At 73.1% G+C, this 26,954-nt stretch carries 20 protein-coding genes; 7 read left to right on the top strand and 13 right to left on the bottom strand.

What is annotated here, in order from left to right; translation table 11 throughout:
* Positions 1-4 precede the first annotated feature (4 nt).
* The 6 genes from ACFY9S_RS23320 to ACFY9S_RS23295 all read left to right on the top strand — a co-directional run bounded on the left by ACFY9S_RS23320 (position 5) and on the right by ACFY9S_RS23295 (position 6,299).
* Complete coding sequence (locus ACFY9S_RS23320) at positions 5-1,615, top strand: AMP-binding protein (protein ID WP_391131578.1); 1,611 nt, start codon at positions 5-7, stop codon at positions 1,613-1,615.
* Positions 1,616-1,630: 15 nt separating this feature from the next.
* Positions 1,631-2,443 carry a PaaX family transcriptional regulator C-terminal domain-containing protein gene (locus ACFY9S_RS23315; protein WP_391131576.1) on the top strand — a complete coding sequence of 271 codons (813 nt, stop codon included), beginning with the start codon at positions 1,631-1,633 and terminating at the stop codon, positions 2,441-2,443.
* A gap of 153 nt (positions 2,444-2,596) precedes the next feature.
* Positions 2,597-3,388, top strand: coding sequence for a ribonuclease BN (locus ACFY9S_RS23310; RefSeq protein ID WP_391131574.1), 792 nt, complete (start codon positions 2,597-2,599; stop codon positions 3,386-3,388).
* 165 nt (positions 3,389-3,553) lie between these two features.
* Complete coding sequence (modA, locus tag ACFY9S_RS23305; protein WP_391131572.1) at positions 3,554-4,369, top strand: molybdate ABC transporter substrate-binding protein; 816 nt, start codon at positions 3,554-3,556, stop codon at positions 4,367-4,369.
* Entirely contained in the window at positions 4,366-5,220 is an 855-nt protein-coding gene (locus ACFY9S_RS23300; RefSeq protein WP_391131570.1) for an ABC transporter permease, read from the top strand. The genes modA and ACFY9S_RS23300 overlap by 4 nt, the downstream gene beginning before the upstream one ends.
* On the top strand, positions 5,217-6,299 hold the full coding sequence (locus ACFY9S_RS23295; RefSeq protein WP_391131569.1) for an ATP-binding cassette domain-containing protein: 1,083 nt from the start codon (positions 5,217-5,219) through the stop codon (positions 6,297-6,299). Before ACFY9S_RS23300 ends, ACFY9S_RS23295 begins: the two co-directional genes overlap by 4 nt.
* A gap of 125 nt (positions 6,300-6,424) precedes the next feature.
* Here the strand turns inward: ACFY9S_RS23295 and ACFY9S_RS23290 are convergent, their stop codons facing one another.
* The 4 genes from ACFY9S_RS23290 to ACFY9S_RS23275 form a co-directional block, all read right to left on the bottom strand.
* Positions 6,425-7,639, bottom strand: coding sequence for an FAD-dependent oxidoreductase (locus ACFY9S_RS23290; RefSeq protein ID WP_391131567.1), 1,215 nt, complete (start codon positions 7,637-7,639; stop codon positions 6,425-6,427).
* 114 nt (positions 7,640-7,753) lie between these two features.
* On the bottom strand, positions 7,754-8,704 hold the full coding sequence (sigJ, locus tag ACFY9S_RS23285; protein ID WP_391131565.1) for an RNA polymerase sigma factor SigJ: 951 nt from the start codon (positions 8,702-8,704) through the stop codon (positions 7,754-7,756).
* 10 nt (positions 8,705-8,714) lie between these two features.
* Positions 8,715-11,090, bottom strand: coding sequence for a bifunctional salicylyl-CoA 5-hydroxylase/oxidoreductase (locus ACFY9S_RS23280; protein ID WP_391131563.1), 2,376 nt, complete (start codon positions 11,088-11,090; stop codon positions 8,715-8,717).
* Positions 11,075-11,902, bottom strand: a complete 828-nt coding sequence (locus tag ACFY9S_RS23275; RefSeq protein ID WP_391131561.1) for an enoyl-CoA hydratase family protein — start codon at positions 11,900-11,902, stop codon at positions 11,075-11,077. The genes ACFY9S_RS23280 and ACFY9S_RS23275 overlap by 16 nt, the downstream gene beginning before the upstream one ends.
* A 308-nt stretch (positions 11,903-12,210) precedes the next feature.
* On the opposite strand from ACFY9S_RS23275, the gene ACFY9S_RS23270 reads away from it, so the two are divergent.
* On the top strand, positions 12,211-12,678 hold the full coding sequence (locus ACFY9S_RS23270; protein WP_391131559.1) for an ATP-binding protein: 468 nt from the start codon (positions 12,211-12,213) through the stop codon (positions 12,676-12,678).
* Positions 12,679-12,715: 37 nt separating this feature from the next.
* On the opposite strand, the gene argF is transcribed toward ACFY9S_RS23270, so the two are convergent.
* The 9 genes from argF to ACFY9S_RS23225 all read right to left on the bottom strand — a co-directional run bounded on the left by argF (position 12,716) and on the right by ACFY9S_RS23225 (position 26,815).
* The gene (gene argF / locus ACFY9S_RS23265; protein WP_391131557.1) at positions 12,716-13,723 is read right to left on the bottom strand and encodes an ornithine carbamoyltransferase; all 1,008 of its coding nucleotides are present in this window, start codon (positions 13,721-13,723) and stop codon (positions 12,716-12,718) included.
* A gap of 121 nt (positions 13,724-13,844) precedes the next feature.
* Positions 13,845-15,071 carry an arginine deiminase gene (locus tag ACFY9S_RS23260; protein ID WP_391131555.1) on the bottom strand — a complete coding sequence of 409 codons (1,227 nt, stop codon included), beginning with the start codon at positions 15,069-15,071 and terminating at the stop codon, positions 13,845-13,847.
* Between the two features lie 100 nt (positions 15,072-15,171).
* On the bottom strand, positions 15,172-16,869 hold the full coding sequence (locus tag ACFY9S_RS23255; protein ID WP_391131553.1) for an aKG-HExxH-type peptide beta-hydroxylase: 1,698 nt from the start codon (positions 16,867-16,869) through the stop codon (positions 15,172-15,174).
* A 111-nt stretch (positions 16,870-16,980) separates the two neighbouring features.
* The gene (locus ACFY9S_RS23250) at positions 16,981-17,220 is read right to left on the bottom strand and encodes a hypothetical protein (RefSeq protein WP_391131551.1); all 240 of its coding nucleotides are present in this window, start codon (positions 17,218-17,220) and stop codon (positions 16,981-16,983) included.
* 97 nt (positions 17,221-17,317) lie between these two features.
* The gene (locus ACFY9S_RS23245; protein WP_391131550.1) at positions 17,318-18,451 is read right to left on the bottom strand and encodes a caspase family protein; all 1,134 of its coding nucleotides are present in this window, start codon (positions 18,449-18,451) and stop codon (positions 17,318-17,320) included.
* Entirely contained in the window at positions 18,448-19,623 is a 1,176-nt protein-coding gene (locus ACFY9S_RS23240; protein WP_391131548.1) for an alpha/beta fold hydrolase, read from the bottom strand. Before ACFY9S_RS23240 ends, ACFY9S_RS23245 begins: the two co-directional genes overlap by 4 nt.
* 67 nt (positions 19,624-19,690) lie before the next feature.
* Entirely contained in the window at positions 19,691-24,190 is a 4,500-nt protein-coding gene (gene fxsT, locus ACFY9S_RS23235; protein WP_391131546.1) for an FxSxx-COOH system tetratricopeptide repeat protein, read from the bottom strand.
* Positions 24,190-25,281, bottom strand: coding sequence for an AAA family ATPase (locus tag ACFY9S_RS23230; protein WP_391131544.1), 1,092 nt, complete (start codon positions 25,279-25,281; stop codon positions 24,190-24,192). The genes fxsT and ACFY9S_RS23230 overlap by 1 nt, the downstream gene beginning before the upstream one ends.
* A 16-nt stretch (positions 25,282-25,297) precedes the next feature.
* Entirely contained in the window at positions 25,298-26,815 is a 1,518-nt protein-coding gene (locus tag ACFY9S_RS23225; RefSeq protein ID WP_391131542.1) for a hypothetical protein, read from the bottom strand.
* Positions 26,816-26,954: the final 139 nt, after the last annotated feature.

Genomic DNA, 26,954 nt, shown 5'->3' with positions numbered 1-26,954 from the left:
CCGTATGAATCCACGGGGCACGGCCCACGTCGACACCTTCGCCCGGGACCATCTGCCACCCCGGGACCAATGGCCCGAGCTCCGCTTCGATCTGCCGGAGCTGCACTACCCCGAACGGCTCAACTGCGCCGCCGAACTGCTGCACGGCCCGCCCGACGACCGCCCGGCGTTCCTCACGCCCACCGGCGAGCCCTGGACGTACGGCGATCTGCGCGCCCGCGTGGACCGCGTCGCGCACCTGCTCACCGGTGAACTCGGTGTGGTCCCCGGCAACCGGGTCCTGCTGCGCGGCCCCACCACCCCCTGGCTCGCGGCCTGCTGGCTGGCGGTGCTGAAGGCGGGGGCCGTGGCGGTCACGGTGCTCGCCCAGCAGCGCCCGCACGAGCTGAGCACGATGTGCGAGATCGCCCGGGTGCGGCACGCGCTGTGCGACATCCGGGCCGTCGACGACCTCGCCAAGGCCGAGATCCCCGGCCTGCGCATCACGGCCTACGGCGGTGACGCCCCGGACGACCTCCTCAACCGCCCGGCGCCGACGACCCCGTTCGAGGCCGTCGCGACGGCGGCCGACGACGTGGCGCTGATCGCGTTCACCTCGGGCACCACCGGCCGCCCCAAGGGCTGCATGCATCTGCACCGGGACGTCCTGGCGATCGCCGACACCTTCTCCCGGCACGTCCTGAAGCCCGACGCGGACGACGTGTTCACCGGCAGCCCTCCTCTGGGCTTCACCTTCGGACTCGGCGGGCTGGTGATCTTCCCGCTGCGAGCCGGCGCGCGTGCGCTGCTGCTCGAACAGGCGGGGCCCCGGCAGCTGCTGCCCGCCATCGCCCGGCATCGGGTCTCCGTGCTGTTCACCGCGCCGACGGCGTACCGCGCGATGCTCGACGAGCTCGACGGGCACGACGTCTCCTGCCTGCGCCGCTGCGTCTCGGCCGGCGAGAACCTGCCGGCGGCCACCTGGCAGGCCTGGCACGAGCGCACCGGCCTGCGCGTCATCAACGGCATCGGCGCCACCGAGCTGCTGCACATCTTCATCTCCGCGGCCGACGACCGGATCCGGCCCGGGACCACCGGCGTTCCCGTGCCGGGCTGGCACGCGCGCGTGCAGGACGCAGACGGCCGGCCCGTACCCGACGGGCAACCGGGGCTGCTCGCCGTACGCGGGCCGGTCGGCTGCCGCTACCTGGCCGACCCGCGGCAGCGGGACTACGTGCGCGACGGCTGGAACGTCACCGGCGACACCTACGTCCGCGACCCCGACGGCTACTTCCGCTACATCGCGCGCGCCGACGACATGATCATCTCGGCCGGGTACAACATCGCCGGCCCCGAGGTGGAGGACGCGCTGCTGCGGCACCCGGACGTGGTGGAGGCGGCGGTCGTGGGACGGCCCGACGAGGCCCGCGGGCAGGTCGTGCTGGCCTTCGCCGTCCTCAAGGAGGGCGCGCGGCGGGACGCCGAGGCGCTGCGCGCCTTCGTGAAGAGCGAGCTGGCACCGTACAAGTGCCCGCGCGAGATCGTCTTCCTGGACGCGCTGCCGCGCACGGCCACCGGCAAGCTCCAGCGGTTCAGACTGCGCACCCACGGGGTACCGGGAGGCGACCAGGAGTGATCCGTACGACCTAAGATGATCAACGTGTCCGACCAGCATGCACCACGGTCTCTCATCGTCACGCTCTACGGCGCGTACGGCCGCTTCGTGCCGGGCCCCGTGCCGGTAGCCGAACTGATCCGGCTGCTGGCCGCGGCCGGCGTGGACGCCCCGTCCGTCCGCTCCTCGGTGTCGCGGCTCAAGAGACGCGGACTGCTCGTGCCGGCCCGCACCGCCCAGGGTGCGGCCGGCTACGAACTGTCCCCGGACGCCCGTCAGCTGCTCGACGACGGCGACCGCCGCATCTACGCCTGTACCCCGCCCGAGGACGAGGGCTGGGTACTCGCGGTGTTCTCCGTGCCGGAGTCGGAGCGGCAGAAGCGGCACGTGCTGCGCTCGCGGCTGGCCGGACTCGGTTTCGGCACGGCCGCCCCGGGCGTGTGGATCGCGCCCGCACGGCTGCACGAGGAGACCCGGCACACGCTCCAGCGGCTGCGGCTCGACGCGTACGTCGACTTCTTCCGCGGTGACCACCTGGGCTTCGCCCCGACCGCGGAGGCCGTCGCCCGGTGGTGGGACCTGGCGGCCATCGCCAAGGAGCACGAGGCGTTCCTCGACCGTCACGCGCGCGTGCTGCACGACTGGGAGAAGCGCGAGGACACCCCGGCCGAGGAGGCCTACCGGGACTACCTCCTCGCCCTGGACTCCTGGCGCCACCTCCCCTACACCGACCCCGGCCTGCCTTCGGGGCTGCTTCCCGCGGACTGGCCGGGGGTCCGCTCGGCGGCGGTGTTCCGGGGGCTGCACGAGCGGCTGCGGGACGCGGGGGCGGGGTTCGTGGGGCTCTGATCCCCGCGGGCGCCGCCCGGATTGCCGCCTCCGCCGCACTGTGGAACGGTCGACGATGTCCGTGAGTGGGCGGAGCACGCGGCGGGAGGCGGACCGAGGGATGACCGTCACCACACCACCGGGCGCGGCAGGCGCCCGCGCGGACCGGCTGCCGTGAAGCGTCTCGGGCGCTCGGTGCACGGTGGATGGCATCGGGCCGGTGCGCACACCCTCGTGCGCCAGGGCCGCGAGGTGGAGCTGCTGCACCGGGCCATGGGCTTCGCCACGCTCGCGCTGGTCACCCTGGCACCGCTGCTGATCGTGGTCGCCGCCGCCGATCCTCTGGCGCGGGGCGGATTCGCCTCGTGGCTGGCCGACGGCATGGGGCTGTCCGGGCGGTCAGCGCGGGTGCTCACGGAGATCTTCAGCCCGCCGCGCAAGGTCATCGGCACCACGAGTGTGCTCGGCGGGGTCGCGCTCGCCGTCTTCGGCGTCGCCTTCGGCGGGAGCGTGCAGAACGGCTACGAGCGGATCTGGGGCCTGCCCTCGGGCGCGTGGCACCGGGTCTGGCGGCAGGCGGTGTGGATGATCGCGATGACCGCGTACCTGTACCAGGAGGTGCAGACGCGCAGCCTGACCTCGGGGCCGGAGCGGATCGCGCTGAGCGCGGCGTCCGGGGTGCTGTTCTTCTGGTGGGGGCAGCGCTTCCTGCTGGGTGGTCAGGTCCCCTGGCGCCTTCTGCTCCCGGGTGCGGTGGCCACCATGCTGGGGCTGGGCGGCCTGCGGATGTTCTCCTACTTCGTCTTCACCCCCCTCATCGTCGACAACGCCATCAGCTACGGAGCGGTCGGCGTCGTCCTCGTCGTGGAGTCCTGGCTCATCGGCGTGGGCTACGTCGTCTACGGCGGGGCGCTGATCGGCCGCTGGGCGCTGGAGCACCACGGGCCCCGCGACCGCACCGAGTAGCCCACACCCCGGCGGCCTTTCCGTAGGGCGTCCGGATTTTCCGTAGGAACGCACATGCCACCCCGATGAGGCCCGGCCCCGGCTCATGCGAACCCACAGCTGGGTTTCCCCTTGCATCTGCGGCATTATCATCAGCGGATACCCGGCCGAGGGAGCAGACCCGTCATGACCCGTACCGTGCGCCGCGTCCGCCGCCCGCTCCACGGGGCCGCGGTGGGAGCAGCCGCCCTGCTGGCCCTGAGCGCCTGCTCGCCGTCCGGCCCTGGCTCCTCGGCGAAGCCGGACGCCTCGGGGCCGGACAGGCTCTCCGGTGAGGTGACCGTCTTCGCCGCGGCCTCGCTGAAGGAGAGCTTCACGACGCTGGGCGAGCGGTTCGAGAAGGAGCACCCCGGCACCGAGGTCACCTTCAGCTTCGGCGGCAGCGACTCCCTCGCCGCGAGCATCACCGGCGGCGCCCCGGCGGACGTCTTCGCCTCGGCCAGTACCAGGACGATGAAGACCGTCACAGCCGCCGGGGCGGTCTCGGGCCCGCCCGTGACCTTCGTCCGCAACAAGCTGGAGATCGCCACCCTGCCGGGCAATCCGCACAGGGTGAGCTCCCTCGAGGACCTCGCCGCACCGGACCTGAAGGTGGTGCTCTGCGACAAGGGGGTACCGTGCGGCGCCGCAGCGCAGAAGGCCCTGGACGCGAGCCGGCTGAAGCTCACCCCCGTCTCCTACGAGCAGGACGTCAAGGCCGCGCTGACCAAGGTCGAGCTGAAGGAGGCCGACGCCGCCCTCGTCTACGCGACGGATGTGCGCGCGGCGGGTGACAAGGTGGCGGGCGTGGAGTTCCCCGAATCCGCCGAGGCCGTCAACGACTACCCGATCGCCCTGCTCAAGGACGCGCCCAACGCCGAGGCCGCCGAGGCGTTCATCGCGCTGGTGCGGTCCGCCGAGGGCCGGAGGGTCCTCGGCGGGGCCGGGTTCCTCACGCCGTGACGTCCTCCCCGACCGATGAGCCTCGCGCCGCGGCCGGCGTCCTCCGGGGCGGTCCGCGGCGCCGGCGCGTGCGGACGGGCGTCCCGCTGCCCCTGCTGCTCCCCGCGCTGACCGGCCTGGCCTTCCTGATCGTCCCGCCGGCCGCCCTGCTCGTGCGGACCCCGTGGCACAGCCTGCCCGAGCAGCTGACCAGCGCGGATGTCTGGCAGGCCCTCCGGCTGTCCCTGTTCAGCGCCACGGCGGCCACCGCCGTGTGCCTGGTCTTCGGCGTGCCGCTGGCCTGGCTGCTGGCCCGCGTCGACTTCCCCGGCCGGGGTCTCGTACGCGCCCTCGTCACCCTGCCCCTCGTCCTGCCTCCGGTCGTGGGCGGTGTGGCGCTGCTGATGGCGCTCGGCCGCAACGGCATCGTCGGGCAGTGGCTGGACTCGTGGTTCGGGATCACGCTGCCCTTCACCACCGCCGGGGTCGTGATCGCGGAGGCGTTCGTGGCGATGCCGTTCCTCGTCATCAGCGTCGAGGGCACCCTGCGGGCCGCCGACCCCCGCTACGAGGAGGCGGCCGCCACCCTGGGCGCGTCCCGCTTCACCGCGTTCCGGCGGGTCACGCTGCCGCTGATCGCGCCGGGCATCGCGGCGGGCGCGGTCCTCGCCTGGGCGCGGGCCCTCGGTGAGTTCGGGGCGACGATCACCTTCGCCGGCAACTTCCCCGGCCGCACCCAGACCATGCCCCTGGCCGTCTATCTGGCCCTGCAGAGCGACCCGGAGGCCGCGATCGCCCTCAGCCTGGTGCTGCTGGCGGTGTCGATCGCGGTGCTGGCGGGGTTGCGCGACCGTTGGATGAGGGCCGGATGACCGAGACCCACGAGCAGGACGCGTACGCCGGCACCGCTACGGGCGGGCTGGACGCCCGCCTCGTCGTCGACCGCGGCGGCTTCCGGCTCGATGTGGCGCTGACCGTCGCGCCCGGCGAGGTCGTCGCCCTGCTCGGGCCGAACGGCGCCGGCAAGACCACCGCGCTGCGCGCCCTCGCCGGACTGACTCCGCTGTCCGGCGGCCATCTGCGGCTGGACGGCACCGACCTGGACCGTACGCCGCCGGAGGCGCGCCCTGTCGGTGTCGTCTTCCAGGACTACCTGCTCTTCCCTCATCTCACCGCCCTCGACAACGTCGCCTTCGGCCCCCGTTGCCAGGGCGCGTCCAAGGCGCAGGCCCGGGCGCGGGCCGCCGAGTGGCTGGAGCGCCTGGGCCTCGCGGCGCACGGCGGCGCCAAGCCGCGCCGGCTCTCCGGCGGCCAGGCCCAGCGCGTCGCCCTCGCCCGCGCCCTGGCGACCCGCCCCCGGCTGCTGCTGCTCGACGAGCCGCTGGCGGCGCTGGACGCCCGTACCCGTCTGGAGGTGCGCGCCGGGCTCCGCCGGCACCTGGCCGAGTTCGAGGCGGTCGCCGTGCTCGTCACCCACGATCCGCTCGACGCGATGGTGCTGGCCGACCGGCTGGTGGTCGTGGAGCACGGCCGGGTCGTCCAGGAGGGCACCCCGGCCGGCATCGCCCGCCACCCGCGCACGGACTACATCGCGCGGCTGGTCGGTCTGAACCTCTACCGGGGCGAGGCCGACGGCCACACCGTCCGGCTGGCCGACGGCCCGCCCCTCACCACCACGGAGGTCCTGTCCGGCCCCGTCTTCGTGGCGTTCCCGCCCAGCGCGGTCACCCTGCACCGCGACCGGCCCTCCGGCTCCAGTGCCCGCAACCTGTGGCGCTGCGAGGTGGCCGGTCTGGAGACCCACGGCGACCAGATCCGGGCCGACCTCACCGGCGAACTCCCCCTCGCGGCCGACCTCACGACGGTCGCCGCGGCGGAGCTCGGCCTCCATCCGGGAGCGGAGGTCTGGGCGACGGTGAAGGCGGCGCAGACCCACGCCTACCCGGTCTGAGGCGGCCGGCGTCCCCGTGCCTCAGGCCGCCGCCCTGACCGGTGCCCCTCCGGGACGACGGCATCCCCGTGCTTCAGGCCGCCGCCCTGACCGGTGCCCCTCCGGGACGACGGCATCCCCGTGCTTCAGGCCGCCGCCCTGACCGGCGCCCCCTCCGGGACGACGGCTTCGCGCACGACGCGGCGGCGCCGGACCGGCAGGAGCGTCGGGTGGGCGACGCCCCAGGCCGCGCCCTTGCAGATGAGTTCCTTGTAGAACGCGGCGAGCCGGCCGGTCAGGGCCGCCCGGACGGCGCGGTCGTCGGCGGTGACGTACTGGATCAGGCCGTCCCCGCGGCCCAGCGAGATGCACTGGTTGAAGTACCGCAGCGGCACGTTCGGGATCTTCCCGCCGGTCAGGCGTGCCGCGATGGCGTCGGCGGCCTGCCAGGCGGTGGGGACGCCGGAGGCGCACGACATCCGCAGGGGCTTGTCCGCGGGGCCCATCGCGAGGGCCGCGTCGCCGACGGCGTACACGTCCGGGTGCGACACCGAGCGCATGGTCCGGTCGACGACGATCTGGCCGGTGCCGGTGACGTCCAGGGTGGTGGCCTGTGCGATCGGGTGGACGGCGAACCCCGTGGTCCACACGGTGACCGCGGCCGGGAGGGGCGTTCCGTCGGCGGTGGTGACGCGGTCGGGCTCGACGGCGGTGACGGCGGTGTGCTCGTGGACGGTGATGCCGAGCCGGTCGAAGACCGCGCGCAGATGCCGGGCGCCCTTGCCCGAGAGCCAGTCGCCGAGGCCGCCGCGGGCGGCGAGGGCGACGTCGAGGTCCGGGCGGGCTTCGGCGATCTCGGTCGCCGCCTCCACGCCGGTGAGACCGCCGCCGACCACGACCACGGGCTCCCCGGCGGCCAGGCCGGCCAGGCGTTCGCGCAACCGGAGCGCTCCGGGCCGGCCGGCGATCTCGTGGGCGTGTTCGGCGGTGCCGGGCACGCCCTGGTCGTTCCAGCCGCTGCCGAGGGCGTACACGAGGGTGTCGTAGGCCAGTTCCTCCCCCGGCTCCCCGGCGCCCTCCGTGCCGGGGGCGGCGACGGTGACGGTCTTGCGGTCCACGTCGAGGGCGGTGACCTTTCCCTGCTTCAGTGCGACGCCGGTGCCCTCGAACATCTCGCTGAACGGGCGGGGCGCGAGGTCCTGGCCGCTGGCGAGCTGGTGCATCCGGACGCGCTCGACGAAGTCGGGCTCGGCGTTGACGAGGGTGATGGCGACGTCCTCGCGGTGCAGTCGCCTGGCGATGCGCCCGGCGGCGGTGGCTCCGGTGTAGCCGGCTCCGAGGACGACGATGCGGTGCTGCATGGCGTAGCTCCTGTCATGACGGCTGTCTCCAGCGGATTCACCCCTTGAACCGGGCGGCCCGCCGTTCCCTGACAGGAATGCGATGTGAGGCACGTCACATCGCGTGCGGCCGGGTCAGAAGACCGTGAGCAGGGGGTCTCCGTGGTCGCCGGCGGCCCACAGCCGGGTCGCGCGCTCGAGCTTGTCGGGGTTGACCTGGCTGCGGAACGCGACGATGCCGTCGGCGGCGACCTCCAGGCACATGACGCCGATGACCCGGCCGTCGAGGACCACCACGACGGCGGGGTCACCGTTGGCGGTCCAGGCGTAGACCCCGGGAGAGCCGCCGACCAGGGCACGCTTGGCCGCGCCGGGCTTGAACAGGCCCCGCATGAACCTGGCGACCGCGAGGGCGCCCTCGAACGCCTTGGCGCGGGCCGGAACCTTCCCGCCGCCGTCCCCGACCGCGACGGCGTCCTGGGTGAGCAGCCGCACGAGCGGCTCGGTCCGCCCGCTCGCGGCGGCCGCGAGGAACTCGTCGATGACCCGCCGCGCGGCTGCCTCGTCGATCTCGGTGCGCGCGCGGGTCCTGCCCTCGGCGACATGCTTCTTCGCGCGGTGCAGGAGCTGCTGGCTGGCGGCCTCCGTGATGTCGAGGATCTCCGCGATCTCCCGGTGCGGATAGTCGAAGGCCTCCCGCAGCACGTACACCGCCCGCTCGTTCGGGGAGAGCCGCTCCAGCAGGACGAGCACCGCGTACGAGACGGATTCACGCTGCTCGGCGGTGTCGGCGGGCCCGAGCATCCGGTCCCCGGCGAGCAGCGGCTCGGGCAGCCACTGGCCGACGTAGGTCTCGCGCCGCGCGCGGGCCGAGGTGAGCTGGTTGAGGCACAGGTTGGTGAGCACCTTCGTCAGCCACGCCTCGGGGACGTCGATGCGGTCGGTGTCGGCGCCCTGCCAGCGCAGGAACGTCTCCTGCACGGCGTCCTCGGCCTCGCTCGCCGACCCGAGCAGCCGATAGGCGACGGCCTCCAGGCGCGGCCTGGCGGCTTCGAACCGGTCCACGTCGTCCATGGTCATGACCATGTTCCGGATCCTAACGCTCCCGGGCGCCGCCGTTTCCGAGGCTCAGCCGCGGCTTGGGAGCGTCGGTGCGGCCCGTCTGCGGGCGGCGGCTGCCCGCGCGGTAGGGGGCGGGCCAGGTCGCGCCGGGACCCGTGTAGCCCTGCTCGGCCGCCGCGTGCAGGGTCCAGTGCGGGTCGTACAGGTGCGGGCGGGCGAGCGCGCAGAGGTCGGTGCGGCCCGCCAGGATCAGGGAGTTGACGTCGTCCCAGGAGGAGATCGCGCCGACGGCGATCACGGGGATGCCGGTGGTATTGCGGATCCGGTCCGCGAACGGCGTCTGGTACGACCGTCCGAACTCCGGCTGCTCGCCGGCCACGACCTGGCCCGTCGACACGTCGATCGCGTCGACGCCGTGCGCGGCGAAGGCCCGGGCGATCTCGACGGCGTCCTCGGCACTCGTCCCGCCCTGGGCCCAGTCGGTCGCGGAGATGCGGACGGTCATGGGCCGCTCCCCCGGCCACACGTTCCGTACGGCGTCGAAGACCTCCAGCGGGAAGCGGAGCCGCTTCTCCAGGGAGCCGCCGTAGGCGTCGGTGCGCCGGTTGGTCAGCGGGGAGAGGAACCCCGACAACAGGTAGCCGTGCGCGCAGTGCAGTTCGAGCAGGTCGAAGCCTGCCCGGGCGGCGCGGACCGCGGCTGCCGCGAACTGCTCGCGGATGTCGGTCAGCTGGGCGCGGGACAGCTCGCGGGGCGTCTGGCTGAACCCCTTGTACGGGAGCGCCGAGGCGGCCACGAGCGGCCAGTTGCCCTCCTCCAGCGGCTCGTCCATGCCCTCCCACATCAGCTTCGTGGAGCCCTTGCGGCCACTGTGGCCGAGCTGCACGCCGATCGCGCTGCCTGGCGCCCGGTCGTGCACGAAGTTCGTGATCCGTTTCCAGGCCTCGGCCTGCCGGCCGGTGTAGAGACCCGCGCAGCCGGGCGTGATCCGGCCCTCCTCGCTGACGCACACCATCTCGGTCATCACCAGCCCGGCCCCGCCCAGCGCCCGCGCGCCCAGGTGGACGAGGTGGAAGTCGCCGGGGACGCCGTCGACGGCCGAGTACATGTCCATGGGAGAGACGACGACCCGGTTGCGCAGGGTCAGTCCGCGCAGCCGGAACGGCGTGAACATCGGGGGCGTGCCGGGCGGGCAGCCGAACTCGTGCTCCACCGTCTGCGTGAAGCGGGCGTCGCGCAGCCGCAGGTTGTCGTGCGTGACGCGGCGGCTGCGGGTGAGCAGGTTGAAGGCGAACTGGCGGGGCGGCTGGTCCAGGTACAGGGCGAGGTTCTCGAACCACTCCAGGCTGGCCCGGGCCGCGCGCTGGGTGGAGGCGACGACGGGGCGCCGCTCCGCCTCGTAGGCGGCCAGGGCCTCGGGCAGGGTGTCCCGCTCCTCCAGACAGGCGGCCAGGGCGAGCGCGTCCTCGACGGCGAGCTTGGTGCCGGAGCCGATGGAGAAGTGGGCCGTGTGGGCGGCGTCCCCGAGGAGGACGACGTTGCCGTGCGACCAGTGGTCGTTGACGACCGTGCGGAAGGTCGTCCAGGTGGAGTTGTTCGACTTCAGGGGGCGGCCGCGGAGCGCTTCCGCGAAGATCTTGGCGCAGCGCTCGACCGACTCCGCTTCGTCGAGCTCGTCGAATCCGGCCGCGCACCAGACCTCGTCGCGCATCTCGATGATGACCGTCGAGGCGTCGGGGGCGTAGGGGTAGCCGTGGAGCTGCATCACGCCGTGTTCGGTTTCGGCGATCTCGAAGCGGAAGGAGTCGAAGGGGAAGTCGGCGGCGAGCCAGATGTAGCGGCAGCGGTGGTGCGTCACCCGGGGGCGGAAGGCGTCCGCGTGCCTCTCGCGGGTCGTGCTGTGGATGCCGTCCGCGGCGATGACCAGGTCATGGGTCCGCTGGAGGTCTTCCGGGGCCTCGGTGCGGAAGCGGAGGCCGACGCCGAGTTCGCGGCAGCGGGCGTGGAGGATCTCCAGGAGGCGCCGGCGGCCCAGGGCCGCGAACCCGTGTCCTGAGGAGGTGTGGCGGGTGTCGCGGTGGACGATGTCGATGTCGTCCCAGCGGATGAAGTGTTCCTGGAGGGCCTCGTGGACCCGGGGGTCGGCGTGCTCTATGCCGCCGAGGGTTTCGTCGGAGAGGACCACGCCGAAGCCGAAGGTGTCGTCCGGGGCGTTGCGTTCCCAGACGGTGATCTCCCGTGCCGGGTCCAGGCGTTTGAGGAGGGTGGCGGCGTAGAGGCCGCCGGGGCCGCCGCCGACCACCGCGACGCGCAGGGGTTCGCCGGGCGGGGTGGCCGGATGCGGGTCGGCTGTGGCCGGTCGCGCGGTTCGCCGCGCCTCTTCGGGTACGTCCACTATCGTCCGCTCCATTTCGGAGGGCGCTTCTCCGTGAACGCCGCGTGGAACTCGGCGTAGTCCTCCCCGGTCATCAGGAGGGCCTGGGTCGAGGCGTCGAGTTCGATCGAGGCCGCCAGGGGCATGTCCAGTTCGGACGTGAGGAGCGCTTTGGTCTGGGCGTAGGCCAGGGCGGGGCCCTCCGCCAGGCGCCGGGCCAGTTGCTGTGCGGTCTCGTCCGCCCGGCCCTCCTCCGTCAGTTCGCTGATCAGTCCGATGCGCTCCGCCTCGGTGGCCCGGACCGGGTCGCCCAGCATCAGCAGGCGGGTCGCGTGACCCAGGCCGACGACCCGGGGCAGCAGGTAGGCCGCGCCCATGTCGCCGCCGGAGAGGCCGACGCGGGTGAAGAGGAAGGCGAAGCGGGCGGTGGGGTCGGCGACGCGGAAGTCCGCTGCCAGGGCCAGGACCGCCCCGGCGCCCGCCGCCACGCCGTGCAGCGACGCGATGACGGGGAACGGGCACTCCCGGATCGCCCGGACCACCTGGCCCGTCATCCGGTTGAAGTCCAGGAGCCGGGCGGTGTCCATGCCGAGGGTCGCGCCGATGATCTCGTCGACGTCGCCGCCGGAGCAGAAGCCGCGGCCCTCTCCGGCCAGCACCAGGGCCCGTACGGACCGCTCCCGGGACAGCTCCGCGAGCAGATCGCGCAGGTCGGCGTAGGCACCGAAGGTGAGCGCGTTGAGCTTGTCGGGGCGGGCCAGGGTGACGGTCGCGACGCCGTCGGCGACGGCGACGCGCAGATGCTCCCAGCCGGGGGTGCGGGCGGCGGAGCCGGTGAAGGGACTCATGACGTGCGGCCTCCTCGGGCGGGCACTGCCTCACTGAGCTCTACCCCTCGAAGCTATCACTCATCCGTGACTGTCGTCATGAGTGCGCGATAGACCGTCCGGGTAGGACTTCGGTACGCGCCCGGCGTGACCCGGGCCGGTCACATCCGTCACAGATCGTCCACACCGGCGTAACGGCGGGAGCAGCTGCGCGCGGCACCGCGTTCACCTGGGTAAGCCGTCCGGCAAGGAGGCGAAGACGCCTCCGACGGTGCCCCTCGGACGCCTCCGGAGAGCGGCGCCGTACCATTCATCAGGTTGAAAGCAGGATGTCCTGCTCCATGAACGGACCCGCCGTGTACGAACTCCCCTCAGCCCCCGCCTCCTGGCGCATCGCGCTGCCGCACACCGCAGCGGCGGTGCCCGTGGCCCGTGCCCTGGTCCGTACGGCGCTGGCCGAGCTGGAGCACGGGGCGGACTGCGACACCGCGGAGCTGCTCACGGCGGAGCTGGTGGCCAACGCGGTGGAGCACACCACCGGCGAGTCGCCGATAGAGCTGGTCGTGGAGCTGATGCCGTCCGGCTGCCAGGTCGAGGTCCACGACGGCGACCCGGCCCCGCCCGGCGACCTCACCTGCCCGGCCGGCGGACCACCCAACCCCTGGCAGGAGCACGGGCGCGGGCTGCTGCTGATCCGCGCCCTGAGCTCCTCCTGCGGGCACCGGCCGACCGCGTCCGGCAAGGCGGTCTGGTTCAGGCTGCCTCTGGTACCGGCCCAGCGACGTCCGTCGGTGTGATTGCGGCGGACCGAGAGCTCCGCCGCGCAAGGCCCGTTCAGGCGAGGGTCGCCACCATGACCGCCTTGATGGTGTGCATCCGGTTCTCCGCCTCGTCGAAGACGACCGAGTGGGCCGACTCGAAGACCTCGTCGGAGACCTCCAGGTACTCCAGGTCGTGGGCCGCGTGGATCTCCTGGCCGACCTTGGTGCCGAGGTCGTGGAAGGCGGGCAGGCAGTGCAGGAACCTCACGTCCGGGTTGCCGGTGGCGCGCAGGACGTCCATGGTCACGGCGTACGGGGCGAGGGCGGAGATGCGCTCGGCCCAGACGTCCTTCGGCTCGCCCATGGAGACCCAGACGTCCGTGGCGACGAAGTCGGCGCCGCGCACGCCGTCGTCCACCGTCTCGGTGAGCGTGACGCGGGCGCCGCTGCCGACGGCGAGGGCACGGGCCCGGTCGACGACCTCCTCGGCCGGCCAGTACTCCTTCGGCGCGACGAGACGGACGTCCATGCCGAGCAGGGCGCCGGTGATCAGGTAGGAGTTGCCCATGTTGAAGCGGGCGTCGCCCAGGTAGGCGAAGGAGACCTCGGTCAGCGGCTTGGCGCAGTGCTCGGTCATGGTCAGCACGTCGGCGAGCATCTGGGTGGGGTGCCAGTCGTCGGTGAGCCCGTTGTAGACGGGCACCCCGGCGTACGCGGCCAGCTCCTCCACCTTCTGCTGGCTGTCGCCCCGGTACTCGATCGCGTCGTACATCCGGCCCAGCACCCGCGCGGTGTCCTTCACCGACTCCTTGTGCCCGATCTGCGAGCCGGAGGGGTCGAGGTAGGTGGTCGAGGCGCCCTGGTCCGCGGCCGCGACCTCGAACGCGCAGCGGGTGCGGGTGGAGGTCTTCTCGAAGATCAGCGCGATGTTCCGGCCCCGCAGGTGCTGGGTCTCGGCCCCGGCCTTCTTGGCGGCCTTCAGTTCGGCGGCCAGCTCGACCAGGCCGCGGAACTCCTCCTCGGTGAGGTCCAGCTCCTTGACGAGGTGGCGGCCGGCGAGGGCGGTCGGGACAGTCGCCATGGGGGCGCTCCAGGGATACGGGGACACAGACTTTGAAATACTATACGAGGGATGGCATGTCTATACAGATGCCGTCAGGGACTCACGAACCCGGGGAGCCCGAGGGAGCCAGGGGGAGGCCCTACCGCACCGGATCCCGTTCCACCGGGCAGCTCATGCACCGCGGCCCGCCCCTCCCCCGGCCCAGCTCGCTGCCCGGGATCTCTATCACCTCGATGCCCTGCTTGCGCAGGTGGGTGTTGGTGGTGGAGTTCCGCTCGTAGGCGACCACGACCCCGGGTTCGACGGCGAGGACGTTGCACCCGTCGTCCCACTGCTCGCGCTCGGCCGCGTGCACGTCCTGGGTGGCGGTCAGCACACGGATCTCGTTCAGGCCGATGGCGGCCGCGATCGCGCGGTGCATGTGCTCCGGCGGATGGTCGGTGACCTTCAGCTCCTTCTCGCCGACGCCCGGTTCGATGGTGTACGAGCGGAGCATGCCGAGGCCCGCGTACTGGGTGAAGGTGTCGCCGTCGACCATCGTCATCACGGTGTCGAGGTGCATGAAGGCACGCCGCTTGGGCAGGTCGAGGGCCACGATCGTCTCGGCGGACCCGGCGGCGAACAGCTTGTGCGCGAGCATCTCCACGGCCTGCGGCGTGGTGCGCTCGCTCATACCGATGAGCACCGCCCCGTTGCCGATGACCAGCACGTCCCCGCCCTCGATGGTGGAGGGGTAGTCGGTCTGCCCCTTCGACCACTCGTGGAACGTCTCGTCACGGAACAGCGGATGGTGCCGGTAGATCGCCTCGAAGTGCACGGTCTCGCGCTGCCGGGCGGGCCAGCGCATGGCGTTGATGGACACGCCGTCGTAGATCCAGGCGGAGGTGTCGCGGGTGAAGAGGTGGTTGGGCAGCGGGCCCAGCAGGAAGTCGTCCAGCTCCATGACGTGGAAGCGCACGGAGGTCGGCTCCGGGTGCACGTCGAGGAACTCGCGTTTCGTCATGCCGCCGACCAGGACCTCGGCCAGCTCCCGCCCGGGCAGGTCCTCGAAGGCGGCTCTGAGCGGGTCGGTGGCCAACGGGCCGTACTCCTTCTCGTCGAAGACCCGCTCCAGGACGAGGGATCTGGCCGCCGGCACCTCGAGGGTCTCGGCCAGCAGGTCGCCGAAGAGGTGGACGGCGACGCCCCGGTCGCGCAGCACATCGGCGAACCCGTCGTGCTCGGCGCGGGCCCTGCGCACCCACAGCACGTCGTCGAAGAGCAGCGAGGTCTTGTTGCTCGGGGTGAGCCTTTTGAGCTCGAGATCGGGCCGGTGCAGGATGACGCGGCGCAGCCGCCCGGCCTCGGAGTGGACGTGGTATGCCATGCCTCCATCCTGACCATCCATGGGCGTATTGACGCGCTTCTCGACCGTTTCGGTGACCGCCAGTTCTCGTCGCGGCGACGACAAGCGCGGCAGGGCCGGTTCACACCCGCGGCGACGGCTCCAGCAGTTCCTCGGGCCGGGCCAGCATCCGGCGGGCGGCCCGGCCCGGTTCGAGGATCGTCCGAGCGACGATCCAGCCCGCGAGGGCATGCGGCTCGGCCGGGGCGTCGGCCAGGACATCGGCGTACCGGACGAGCGCGGCGGCCGCGTCACCGGCGGCGAGGTGCTCGTCGGCGGTACGCGCCACGGTGGGAGGCGTGGCGAAGCCCTGGGTGCGCGTGTCCGGCCAGGACCTGCGGTCGGGACGCAAGCGGAGGTCCGACGACGCTGCGGCCCGGGCGGGCGCCACGTTGCGCAGCCGCCACTCGGTGCGGTGCAGGGCGGCGGCGGTGCGGGCCCGGCCCAGTGCGGCCGGGGGCACATCCTCCCGCAGCCAGCCGTCCAGGGTGCGGGCGAGCCCCGCCACCAGGGCTCGGCCCTGAACGGTCAGCCGGCCGCTGGTCAGCAGGGTGCGCACGGCCAGGCGGCTCTGCAGGCGGCGCAGGGCGAAGAAGTAGCCGGCGCGCTCGACCGCGTCGGCGCCCAGCGCATCGGCCAGCCGGTCCCGCCAGAAGCCCGCGACGCCGGTGAAGGCGTACGCGCCGTGCAGCAGGCCGGTGAGGTGGCGGGGGTCGGTGCGCCAGGGGGCGTAGTAGCGCTCGGCCCGGTCGTCCTCCAGCAGCGGGAACAGGTGCAGGAGGGCGGCCAGTTTGCTGTGCTGGAACTCGTGCACCAGCGTTTCGGCGAGGGCGAGCGCGGAGGCCGGGCGGACGATGAGCATGCCGCCGAAGGAGTCTCCGCTGGAGGCCGACACCTGCACGAAGGGCAGCGGGGGCGGGCTGACGCCGGTCCGCCCGAACGGCACGATGGCCCGGATCATGGCGGGGTCGACCCGCCCGGGGCCCGGCGTGCCCGGGCGGGCGAGGATCCGCGCGGCCTCACCGAACAGCCGCTGCCACTCCCGCGCCTCGTCCTCGTCGAGCCGGGCGGGGGGCAGGTGGTCGTCGAGGTCGCGGTAGGGGTCGAGGTCTTCGAGCACGACGGTGCCGGGGGCCTCGCCACCGGGGCCGGTGAGGGTCAGGGTGCGCAGGGGGAGCCAGGTGTCCCCGCCGGCGCCGGAGTGCTGCCGCAGCGGACGGCAGATCACCCGCACCGAGCCGTTCGCGCGGCCCGGCCCCGCGACCGTCAGCTCTCCCCCGGCCGTCGTGGCCCGGCCGGCCGCCAGCCCCTGGCGCGCGTCGGGGAGTTGGACCATCCCGAGGCCGGGCAGGGGCAGCCGCCCGTCGGTGAGCGGAACGTCGAGGGCCGTCTTGGTGCCCGCGTGCAGCGACGCCGAGAGGGCCAGCGCGCTCAGGTGGCCCGCCTCCGCCCACAACGGCGGCCCGGTCGCCGTGCCGTGGACCCGGCGCAGCATGTGGGAGATCCAGCCGCCGGTCGGCGGGGCCAGCAGCAGGCGTTCGACCGGCTCGGGGGACTTCTCGGCCGCCTCCTTGAGCACCCGCCAGGCTTCGGCGACGGGGGTGAGGGGGGTGGGCAGGGCGTCGAGGTGGCCGAGGAGGGTACGCAGGAGCAGCAACCGCCGCGCCCGTTCTGCCCGTTCGAGGAAGGCGACGGCCGCTGCCGAGCCGCCTCCGGCGGCCAGCTCCGCGAAGAGCCGGTCCGGCATGCGGAGGGGAGCGAGGTGCTGCTCGCTGGTCATCGTCGCGGACCTCCGGTCGGGTTGGCGGACATGCGGGGACCCCGGTGCGCGTACGGGTGTCGCACCGGGGCTCTGCTTCGGGACGGGTCGGCGGCTAGTGCGGTCGCAGCACTAGTCGGCTCGGGCGCCGCCCTGGCCTCCGCCTTCGCCGCTCCTCGTGCTGCTGCGGGCACGCAGCACCTCGGCCAGCAGGCGTGTGGTGGGGGGCAGGGCGGGGAGACCGTCCACGGCGCTCAGGGGCAGCGCCGCGAGGTCCGCCAGGTCGGATTCCCAGACATCGGCCCGCGCGGGGGCGACGACCGGTACGGGTGCGGCGGCTCCGGCGTGGTGCAGAGCGGGCGGCTGGTCCAAGATGCTCCCCCTTCTCGCACGGTGGCACGCGATGCCCCGTGTCTTTCCATCATGGCCAATACCCCCCGGGGCGAAAACCGTACGATCACGCCACTGATCATCGGCGATCACGGCGACGCTCGGACGTGGCCGGCAATTCGCCCATCGCGGCGGCGAGTTCCTCTCTCAGTATCGGATCGTCGTCGATGGACACCACGGCGTCGAACAGGTCCCACAGCGCGTCCGGATCCCGCCGGGCGAGCCCGGCGACCAGGTTGACGACATCGGTGCGTGCCTTGCTGTGACGGCGCAGTACGGCTGTGACACGGGGGTTCAGCGCGGAGACGACGGACTGTCGTTCGTCGGGGTCGTGCATGGCGGGGTAGGCGAGGAGGGCCTCCACCACCCGCTGCAACGCCGTGAGGGGGCGCGGCACGGCGGGCGGTCCGGCCGGGGGCAGGGTCTCGGTGCGGTCGGTGCCCTGGAGCCGGATCTCGGGATGCTGAAGGGTACGGCCCTCTTCCCTGAGGGCCGCGATGCGCGCCCGAACGGCCGGAAACAGTTCCTCCGGATCGGGCGGTGCCGGCAGCACGGCCGCGCGTTCGGCCAGCAGACCGAGCAGGACGTCGGAGAACAGACCGGTGGCACGGACGGGATCGTTGGCCGCCGCCCGGCCCCGGCCCGCGGCGCGGAGCACGGTCTGCCGGTGCACATGATCGGGGCGGCCCACCGGCAACGCCTCGGCGGGCAGCGCCTCCCGGAAGGTGAGGTCCTCCTCGAACGTCTCGCAGGCGTCCACGATCCACACCTGCTCGCGCAGCCCGGGTACGGCGTCCCCCGCGTACCGGGCGAGCGCGGAGTCCAGGTCGATACCCACCTTGTCGTCGACGGCCGCGTCCGCGCAGAACAGCCGGAGCCGGCCGGACCTGTCCAGCACGCCGTGCCCGCCCCACCACACCCACAGCATGTCGCCCTGGGCCGGGGACAGTTCGCGTACGAGTACCCGGCGCAAGGTCGCCTGGTCCGCGGGCCCGTAGGGGACGTACGGGTCGGAGGACGGCAGCGGGCTGAGGTGCAGCCGCAGATTCGGCTCGGGAACCCCGGCGTCCCGCAGCAGCCGCCAGAACCGGACGGCGTCCCGGGCGGGACCGGGCAGCCGCCAGGCGTCGCCGGCCTCGTACGCCTCGATCCCGACGACGAGGGCGTGCACCCGGGCGGGGTCGACGGACGGCCCGGGCCGGGCCCCGGTCACGGCAGGCGGTCCGCGATGTGGCGGTACACGGCCGGGTTCGTCCAGTAGGCGCTGTGCGCGGCGGGGAACGGCTGGCCGCTGTCGACGGCCACGTCGGTGACGCGGCCCCGGAAGAGGCCGGCGCCGACGTGGCCGAGCAGGTCGCGCGGGTCGTACAGGTTCAGCCAGGCGGGGACGTGCGGCGGCAGCGGTGCCGGGTGTTCGAGGGAGGGCAGGGACCCCGACTCGTAGAGGAACGGCCCTTGGGAGCCCGCGGTCACCAGGAGCCGGACCTGGGGCAGCGGGGCGGAGACCAGCGTGTCGAGGGCGATGATGCCGCCGAGGCTGTGGCCGACCAGGACGACGGGCGGCTCCAGGCCGGCGACGAGGGTACGCAGGCCCTCCCGGCACGCCGAACCCCGGCTCAGATAGCGCAGGATGTCGCCGGCGGCGGGGTGCGCGGCCTCGGTGAGGGCACGGCGGCGGCGTTCGACAGCGCGGACGGCCGCCGCTCCGGCCGTCCGCAGCAGGTAGGAGCGCAACCCGCGCTCCGTACCCCGGGGCGGTGCGCCGAGGGCCTCGGCGATCCGGGCGGTGACGGCGTCCCGGGTCTCGGCGACGGGCACGAGCGGGGAGTCGGCGTCGAGGGCGTCGGCGATGAGGCGGGCGGTCAGGCAGCGGGCGGCGAGGACCGCGAGGTCCGCCGGGTCGAGGGCGTCGGCGGCGGGGCCGAGCAGGGGGTGGGCGGCCAGGTCGGTGGCGGCGCGCGCCAGCCCGGGGCCCGCCTCGGCTCCTGGTTCGTCGCCCCGGGCGGCGAGTGCGGTGAGCAGCGCACGGATGCGCTGCTGCGGCGGTACGGTGCCGGGCGGGCGTTCGACGGCAGGGCCGGATCCGGCGGCTGCCAGGGCCAGTTCGGCCGACGGGTCGGCGTAGAGGGCGGCCCAGGCCGCGGCCGTCTCGTCGCCGGGGAGTGGTTCTGACGGGCCTTCGCCGATGCCGCGTGTGGTGCCGGAGCGGGGCGGCAGGCTGGCCCCGCCGGCCGCGAGCGTGGCACCGTGTGCCGCTCCCCAGGCGTAGGGCACCACGCGAAGGCCGTCACGCTGTTCACCCAGTCCGGCCGTCACCCGCGCGACCAGCGCGGTAAGGCCCGGCTCGCGGACCCCGGTCCCGTGGACGAACACGACCGCCGTCATGCGCCCCCCGTGACACGACTGTCCTTGTGGTACCAACTTACCAGTACCACAAGGAAGTTGACCGGCGTCACATGGGCATGGGAGCGATGTCGCACTCGATGCGGCGGCGCTGGCGGGCGGCCTGCAACCAGGGGTGGTCGGTGCGCAGCACTCCCGCGAAGCCCTCCACCGCCTTGCGCTGGAGCACGTCCGCCTCGTCACCGCGCCCGAGGCCCCGCAGATCGAGCGCGAGGTTGGAGAGGCAGGAGAGGGTGAGCGGATGGTCCCCGCCCGCCACTTCGCTCAACAGCGGGAGGTTGGCGGAGTCGATCGCGTGCGCCCGCTCGAAGTCGAGCCGCGCGTAGGCGGTGTTGGCCTGGCCGATGCCGACGGTGAGTGCGATGACGTGCTGCGCTCCGACCGTGTCGCCCAGTCGGCGCACCACGTCGTCCTCCAGTTCCTGTGCGGTGTCCAGGGAACCCAGGGCCCGCTCGGTGGCGGCCAGGTTCGCCCTGGTCACCAGGGTGTGCGCGTGGTTCGGCCCGAGGCGCCGTAGCAGCCTGGCCACGGTGGACTCCGCAAGGCGCCGCGAGCCCTCCAGGTCTCCGGACAGGCGCCGGTCGACGCAGACGTTGGTCGCCGTGGTCAGCGAGTCGAGGTGCTCGTCGCCGTAGCGGGACTTGAAGTTGCGCAGGGTCTCCTCGGCGAGCTTGGCGCCCTCGGCGAGGTCTCCGTCTCTGCGGCGGCAGACTCCGAGGTCACGGGCGATGCGCAGTGTCAGGGGGTGCTTGTCACCGAGCGCGGTGGCGGCCCTGCGGTAGACGTCCTCCTGCCATTCGCGCGCCCCGGGGTACCGGCCCGCCTCCCGCATGTCGATGCCGACGCAGTGCAGGGTGTTGAGCGTGAAGAAGCTGGCGTCGCCGAGCAGCATGTCGCGCTGGCGGGCGGTCTCCTCGTCCAGCGGCAGGGCTTCCCTGAACTCCCCGCACAGTCTCAGGTCGACGCCCCAGCTGTGGCTGCTCCGCAGGGTGGCGGGATCATCGGGGCCGAACAGCGAGCGGGCCAGTTCGGTGGCCTCCCGGCCCAGGTTCCGTGCTTCCTGGAAGCGGCCCTGGTACCGGCGGGCGTCGGACATCTCGCACAGGGAGTCGATGAGCTCCTCGGGCTCGACCTGCACCCGGCGGGAGACCTCCAGCGCCTTCTCGGTGAGCGGGATCGACTCCGCGATCTGGCCGACCTGACGCAGCAGAAAGGCGAAGCCCTTGGTCATCCGGATGACATAGATGTCGTCCTCGCCCGATGCGGCGAGCCAGGCGCTCCATGCCTGCCGGCCGAAGACCGCGGCGTTCTCGTGGTCGCCCCAGTAGTAGAGGAACCACATCGTGTCGTAGACGAGGTCACGCACATAGGGGTCGGTGCTGGTCACCGCCTGGGAGGCGAGTACGTGAGGCAGCAGCGCCTGATAGTCGCGCCATCCCTGGGAGGCTCCGTAGGAGCCGCGGTTGGCGGCGGACAGCAGCTGGTGGGCGGCGTCCCGCATCCGCTCGCGTTCCTCTTCGCTCAGCTTGGCGAGGAGCACGGTCTGGAGCAGGCGGTGCATCTGAAGAGTGCCCGCGCGCGGGTCGACCTTGATCAGGGAGAACTGGCTGAGGTCCCGGATGGCGCGGTTGAGTCTGATCGGCTCGCGGAGCATCGGGTCGATCTGCGGTGTGATGTTGACGCCCCGGCTGCTGCGCAGGATCGACCGCGGGATCGGCTCGGGGGCCATGCTGGCGCAGATGTCGAGGAGCTGGCGGGCACCCGGGTTGTTCTCCCTGATGCGCTCCAGGGAGATGTCCCAGGCGGCGGCGACGGAGACCGGGTAGTCGGGGCTCTGCTCGATCTCCAGGATCTCCGGACTGCGCCGGGCGAGCAGGTCGAGGTACTCGTCGACCTCCATGCCGGTGACGCCGAGCCAGGCGCCCGCCTGCTCCACGGCGAGCGGCAGGTCGCCGAGTGCTTCGGCGAGGCGGTCGGCGTCCTCCCGGGGCAGGTCCGCGGCGCGCTTCTGGAGCAGTTCGATGGACTCCTCGCGCTCGAAGACGTTGACCGGCAACGAGGTGGCCACCCGTTCCCAGCCCCGGTTCCGGGAGGTGACGATGACCTTGCCCGGTCCGTTGTGCGGGAAGTAGCCGCGCACCGCCTCGATGTCCTCGGCATTGTCGAAGACCAGCAGCCAGTTGTCGTAGGGCGTCCCGGTGCGCAGCGCCTCCAGCACCGCGGGCACGGCCGTGTTGGCCGCTGCGGCGCCCATGCTGTCCTGGCCGACGGGGGCGACGCCCAGCTGGGAGGCGAGGGAGGAGAGCGCGGCCAGGATGAGGCTCTCGCGTTCGGCGGGGATCCAGCAGATGATCCGGTAGTCACGCTGGTGGGTGTAGATGTACTCCAGCGCCAGCTGGGACTTGCCGACGCCGCCGAGGCCGTGCAGGGCGTTGGGCAGGACGGCCGCGGTGTCCTGGGCGGCGAGCTGCTCCTCCACGGCCCTCAGCAGCGCCTGACGGCCGACGAACGAGGTGTTGCGCATGGGCACGTTCACCAGTAGGGCCGGCGTCGCGGTCGTGGTGCGCTGCATGAGCGGCTCTGCCTCCGGGGTCTGTTGTCGGTGCGCCTCGGCCGTCTCCGACGGCGCGGATTCTCCAGTCGGATCGGAAGTTCCCGAATCCGGGTTGATGCCCGCTGGGCTGGATGGAGTCGTTTCGCCCGGGTTTTTCACCTGTGGGGGTGGGTGGGCGGACGCGCTGTTCTCCACCTGTTCGGCCGGGGAGGGCGGGTTCCTGGACAGGTTCGGTTCGATGCGCCTGGCCCGCTCGGTGTAAGGCCCCGACAGGGCCCGCATCACGGCCAGTTCACTGCGCGCCCAGCCGGGCTCGGCCAGATCGGGCAGCCTGGTGCGCAGCGGGTCGTGCAGGGCGGCGCGCAGGGCGACGCCCCGCTCCCCCGCGGCGGGCAGTTCGCCCACCACGCTGACCGTTCGGGCGAGTTGACTCCGGGTGGTGGTCGCGAGCAGAGCCTCGCGCACGCCCTCGGCGAACTCGGGGCGCCCCTGCTCCCCGCCCTCCCAGTCGATCAGCCCGCCCATGAGGATCTCGGCCAGGTGGTCGGGTCCGGTCTCCGGCATGACCCGCCTGCGCAGCTGCTCCACGAGGTCGAAGTCGAAGGGAACGGCGGCCAGTTGGGTGGCGAGCCGGCGGGCGGAGGGGGTGGCGAGGCTGAAGAAGCGCCGTACGGCGGCGCCCGCCGCGCGCGGAAGGCGCGGGGCGCGCAGACCGGGGGCGGGGGCGCCCTTGCTCAGGGCACCCGCCAGCACCACGGGCAGCGAACGCCGTACGCCGCGACCGCCGGTGACCAGGTCGGACCAGGCCGCGAGGGAGGCGGGTTTAAGGGAGAGCACCGGGACGGCGACGGAGCCGTCGCCCGCCTCGGGCAGCGGCCGCATCGGATCGGGCCCGCCGGGCGGGGCCCAGTGCCCGAGGCCGTCGTTGGGAGCTCCGAAACCCCCGGCCTCCAGGACGGCCGGGTACGGGTAGAGCGAGGAACGGTGGCGCAGATGCGGCGGCAGCAGGTGGACGAGGGCGGTGGGGCCGGCGTGGGCGAGGCGGCCGAGGAGCTCGTCGGCGGCGGAGGCGGCCCAGCCGTGGGCCAGTCCGTCGGTGACGACGAGGAAGATCCGGCTGCCCCGGCCGTCGAGCAGTTCGGCCGGGTCGGCGACGGCCCGGCCCGTGGGCCAGCGCAGGCCGGCGGTGCCGGTGCGCGGCACGGTCACCCGGATCGTGCGCACACTCCGGAAGGCGCCGCTGTGCTCGGCCGCACGGGTCAGGCGTGCGGCGCTCTCCTCCCAGATGCGCATCGTGGGCGCGTCGTCGATCAGCAGCACCAGGTCGAAGGCGGAGACCCGGGCGGGCCGCAGGAACGGCATCCACAGCCCGTCGGCGAGACCCTGTTCGGCGGTGGTCTCCTCGTCCAGCTCCAGGCTGCTGCGGGACGGGACGCGGCGGGCCAGGTGGTGCAGGGCGCGCGCGAGCAGCGCCGTGACACGGCCGGGGCCGGACGGGTCGGGTTCGGCCCGGGGCAGCAGCGGCGGCCCGAGGTGCAGGGTGAAGCGGCCTTCGGGGTGCGGTGAGAAGCGGCCGCCGGGCCGGGAGCCGGCCTGGTCGGCGGGAGGGAGCGGGGCGGGGATGCGGCGGGTGGGCCGGGGCCCGGGGGGAGCGCCTTCCTCGTCGGCCGCGGGCCGGCCGGCGAGGGCGTCGTCGTCCGCCGGCGGCGGGGACGGCTGTCCCGTCCCGGAGTCCCGCGGGCGGACGGCTTCCCCTTCCGGGGCCGGGGGCGGCGCCTGCCGGTGCGTGCCGCCGGGTCCGCCGCACCGGCTCCAGTGGGCGGCCAGCCACACGGCGTCGGCGAACTCCTGCCAGCGCGGTACGAAATGATCGGGAGCGGCAGGGACCCGGTCCACGCGCTCGCCCGCGGGCGGCTCGGGGTACACCGAAGGAGGCGGCGACGATCCCGATGCGGGATCCCCGTCGCCGGGTCCGGATGCGCGCTCCCGGGTCATCAGCGGCCCTTCGCGAGGTCGCGGAGCAGCAGTTCGACGAGCTTACGCCCGTCACCGTCAGCCTGAAAACCACCCGCAGTAGTCATCTGGACAGCGTTCAGCAACTGGTCGAGGGAGTGGACCCCGCCCGCCTGGACCCGCTGGACGAACAGGTCGACGAGGTCTTCGGTGCCCTGCGGGCGGAGTCCGAGGTGGCCCTCCACCATGGCCAGGAGTTGCTCCCGGGTGGGGGTGTGCATCTCCATCGGCAGGCAGCGGCGACGGAAGGCGGCGGGGAATTCCCGCTCCCCGTTGCTGGTGATCACCACGACCGGGAACTCCCGGCATTCGACGCGTCCGCCCCGCACCACGGCCCGGCTGCCCGGGTCGCTGGTGTGTACGCTCGCCGCGTCGGCGGCGTCGCGCACCAGCTCCGGAACCTCATAACTTCCATTCTCCAGAACGTGCAGCAGGTCGTTCGGCAGATCGATGTCGCTTTTGTCGAGTTCGTCGACGAGAAGCACCCGGGGCCGGCCGTAGGGCAGCAGGGCGGTACCCAGGGGCCCCAGTGTAATGAACTCGCCTATAACCGGCGCAAGTTGGGGATCCTTTGACGCGACCGACGGGTTGACGGAATGTTCGGCGTCTTCGAACACCGGCTCCGCCCGTGCCGTCTCGCGCAGTCCGGCCTGCCAGGCGGCGATGGCCTGGGCACGGCCCATGGCGTCGTGGACGTACAAGCCGTCCCGCAGGCTGGTCCGGCTCACGACGTTCCACTCCAGCACCCGGCCGAGCCCCAGCTCACGCGAGATCAGGTAGGCGAGCGTCGACTTGCCGACGCCCGGCGGGCCGGTGATCAGCAGCGGGCGGCGCAGCAGCAGGGCCGCGTTGACCGTCTCTATCTGCTCCTCGTCGAGTTGGGGGGTCAGGCCGCCGGGGCCCAGCCGGCGCAGCGCGGCCTCCGCGTCGTCCGGGGGCGGGGCCTCGGCCGGGCCGCCGCGGAACCTCCGCCAGGGCGGCGGATCGGGCAGCACGGGTGGGGCGCCCTGCGGGCTTCCGGTGGCGTGGAAGACACGCCAGTCGTCCGCGGCCGTCCGTTCCTGTGCGCTCATGCCGAAGCCTCCTAGCTCAGCTGGCGAGATCGCCGGGGTCGGTGGCCTGGAGGTCGACGACTCGTGTGGGGTCGTCCCACAGGAATCCGACGTTCCGGGCCAGGTACTGGACCGCGTCCTCCGCGCCGCTCTCGGCGTTCAGACGCATGCGGTGAATGACGGAAGGAAGCTGCACGGGCATCGTGACGGCCGCGAACACCGCGGTCACCACCTCGCGCCGCTCCTCGATGAACACACCTCTGCGGTCCCAGACGGCCAGCCCGATCCCCTCCGCGATCGCCGCTTTGAGCGCCTCCAGGGCCGGGGCCCCGGTCGGCGCGTCCAACAGCACTGCCGTCCTTGTGGATTCCCCGGCGAGCGCGATCTGCCACGCGCGCTGCCGCCGGGCGTCCGCTTCCCGCCAGGGGTGCACCGTGATCCCGTGCCGCTTCAGCGCCGCCCAACGCCGCTGCCACTGCTGCCGGACCACGGCGTTGTCCGTACGCATGCGTTCCAGACTGCGTAGATGAACCCCGTACCGCAGGCTGAGCGGAGTGGGCTCCCCGTCGCCCACGGCGAACGTCAACCCCGCCACATCGTGGTTCATCAGATCGTACGGAAGGAGGAACTCTATGTACGCAGGCGGCTCCTGGGGTCCGCGCGGCTCCGGTTCGCGCGGGACCAGCCAGAGGCGGGTCCCGCGCCGGAGCGCCTCGTCCACGGCTCGGCCGAGGTCGTCCAGGGAGATCGTCTCGGGTTCGCCGGGGCGGGGGTCCCAGCGCCCCGGGGTCGCGTTGGTCCAGGTCCGCACGACCACGTCCGTGCTGCCGTCCCGGGCCGGTTCGACGGCGACGACGAGGGTGCGGGGGATGTCGGGCGACCACACCACCGCCGCACGTCTGTCCCGGCGCCTTGCCAACTCCGCGGTCAGGCCCGCGCGTCCGGTCCAGTCGTCGACCCAGCCGGCGAGCGCGAGGCGGTGCTCGACGGTGCCGGCGAGACGGGCGGCGTGGTCGAGGAGCAGGACGGCGGGCGGCAGGCCGTCGTCCTGCACGTTCCATTCGAGAAGGTGCGCGAAGAGCTGCTCGGGGGTGAGTCCGTCGGGGAGGTCCAGGCCGGTGAGTTCCTCGGCCAGACCGTCCCGTAAGCGTACGGCGGGCAGGTCTCCGCGGGAGAGCGCGACGCGTGCGCTCTTCTCGTCCTCCTTGGACAGCGGTCCGGCCAGGGCGGGGGCAGGAGCGATCAGCCGGTCGAGTTCGTCTCCGGCGGGGGCTCCCTCAAGGATGCGGACCACCCCGACCAGTACGTGCTCGCCGCCCGCCACGCTCAGCGCGGCGGTCACCAGACTCACCACGTCCTCACGGAGCCTGACGCCGCGGATGTCCACCGGCCGGTGGAGCTGGCCTCCCAGGAGGCCGGCGAACTGCACCCGGCTCGGCGCGTCCTCCACGCAGCCCAGCTCGCAGAGCACGTCCGTGATCTGTAACAGCAGCTCGAAATCCGGCCGATGTCCGGAAGCGCCGCCGAACTCGCCGGGCGCCGTACCTGTCCGCACCGACTTTCCCCCTGAGTCGGTTCACCTGTCTGGGCAGACCAGCGAAGTTAGCACGGCAACCAGCGGTTAACCAGGGACGAATGGGACCGGAAGGGCGACGCCCGGCCAGGAGTGTCCCAGGCGGGACAAGCCTGGCCGG

Source organism: Streptomyces sp. NPDC012474, assembly GCF_042955185.1.
GTDB classification, from domain to species: domain Bacteria; phylum Actinomycetota; class Actinomycetes; order Streptomycetales; family Streptomycetaceae; genus Streptomyces; species Streptomyces cahuitamycinicus.
Note: the sequence above shows the minus strand (reverse complement) of the source record. Positions and strands in the feature narration are given on the sequence as shown.

What these genes read in the sequence shown, in the direction of transcription:
- ACFY9S_RS23320 (WP_391131578.1), top strand. Translation starts at nt 5, where the DNA reads ATGAATCCACGGGGCACGGCCCACGTCGACACCTTCGCCCGGGACCAT.
- ACFY9S_RS23315 (WP_391131576.1), top strand. Translation starts at nt 1,631, where the DNA reads ATGATCAACGTGTCCGACCAGCATGCACCACGGTCTCTCATCGTCACG.
- modA (WP_391131572.1), top strand. Translation starts at nt 3,554, where the DNA reads ATGACCCGTACCGTGCGCCGCGTCCGCCGCCCGCTCCACGGGGCCGCG.
- ACFY9S_RS23295 (WP_391131569.1), top strand. Translation starts at nt 5,217, where the DNA reads ATGACCGAGACCCACGAGCAGGACGCGTACGCCGGCACCGCTACGGGC.
- ACFY9S_RS23290 (WP_391131567.1), bottom strand. Translation starts at nt 7,639, where the DNA reads ATGCAGCACCGCATCGTCGTCCTCGGAGCCGGCTACACCGGAGCCACC.
- sigJ (WP_391131565.1), bottom strand. Translation starts at nt 8,704, where the DNA reads ATGGTCATGACCATGGACGACGTGGACCGGTTCGAAGCCGCCAGGCCG.
- ACFY9S_RS23280 (WP_391131563.1), bottom strand. Translation starts at nt 11,090, where the DNA reads ATGGAGCGGACGATAGTGGACGTACCCGAAGAGGCGCGGCGAACCGCG.
- ACFY9S_RS23275 (WP_391131561.1), bottom strand. Translation starts at nt 11,902, where the DNA reads ATGAGTCCCTTCACCGGCTCCGCCGCCCGCACCCCCGGCTGGGAGCAT.
- ACFY9S_RS23270 (WP_391131559.1), top strand. Translation starts at nt 12,211, where the DNA reads ATGTCCTGCTCCATGAACGGACCCGCCGTGTACGAACTCCCCTCAGCC.
- argF (WP_391131557.1), bottom strand. Translation starts at nt 13,723, where the DNA reads ATGGCGACTGTCCCGACCGCCCTCGCCGGCCGCCACCTCGTCAAGGAG.
- ACFY9S_RS23260 (WP_391131555.1), bottom strand. Translation starts at nt 15,071, where the DNA reads ATGGCATACCACGTCCACTCCGAGGCCGGGCGGCTGCGCCGCGTCATC.
- ACFY9S_RS23255 (WP_391131553.1), bottom strand. Translation starts at nt 16,869, where the DNA reads ATGACCAGCGAGCAGCACCTCGCTCCCCTCCGCATGCCGGACCGGCTC.
- ACFY9S_RS23240 (WP_391131548.1), bottom strand. Translation starts at nt 19,623, where the DNA reads ATGACGGCGGTCGTGTTCGTCCACGGGACCGGGGTCCGCGAGCCGGGC.
- fxsT (WP_391131546.1), bottom strand. Translation starts at nt 24,190, where the DNA reads ATGACCCGGGAGCGCGCATCCGGACCCGGCGACGGGGATCCCGCATCG.
- ACFY9S_RS23230 (WP_391131544.1), bottom strand. Translation starts at nt 25,281, where the DNA reads ATGAGCGCACAGGAACGGACGGCCGCGGACGACTGGCGTGTCTTCCAC.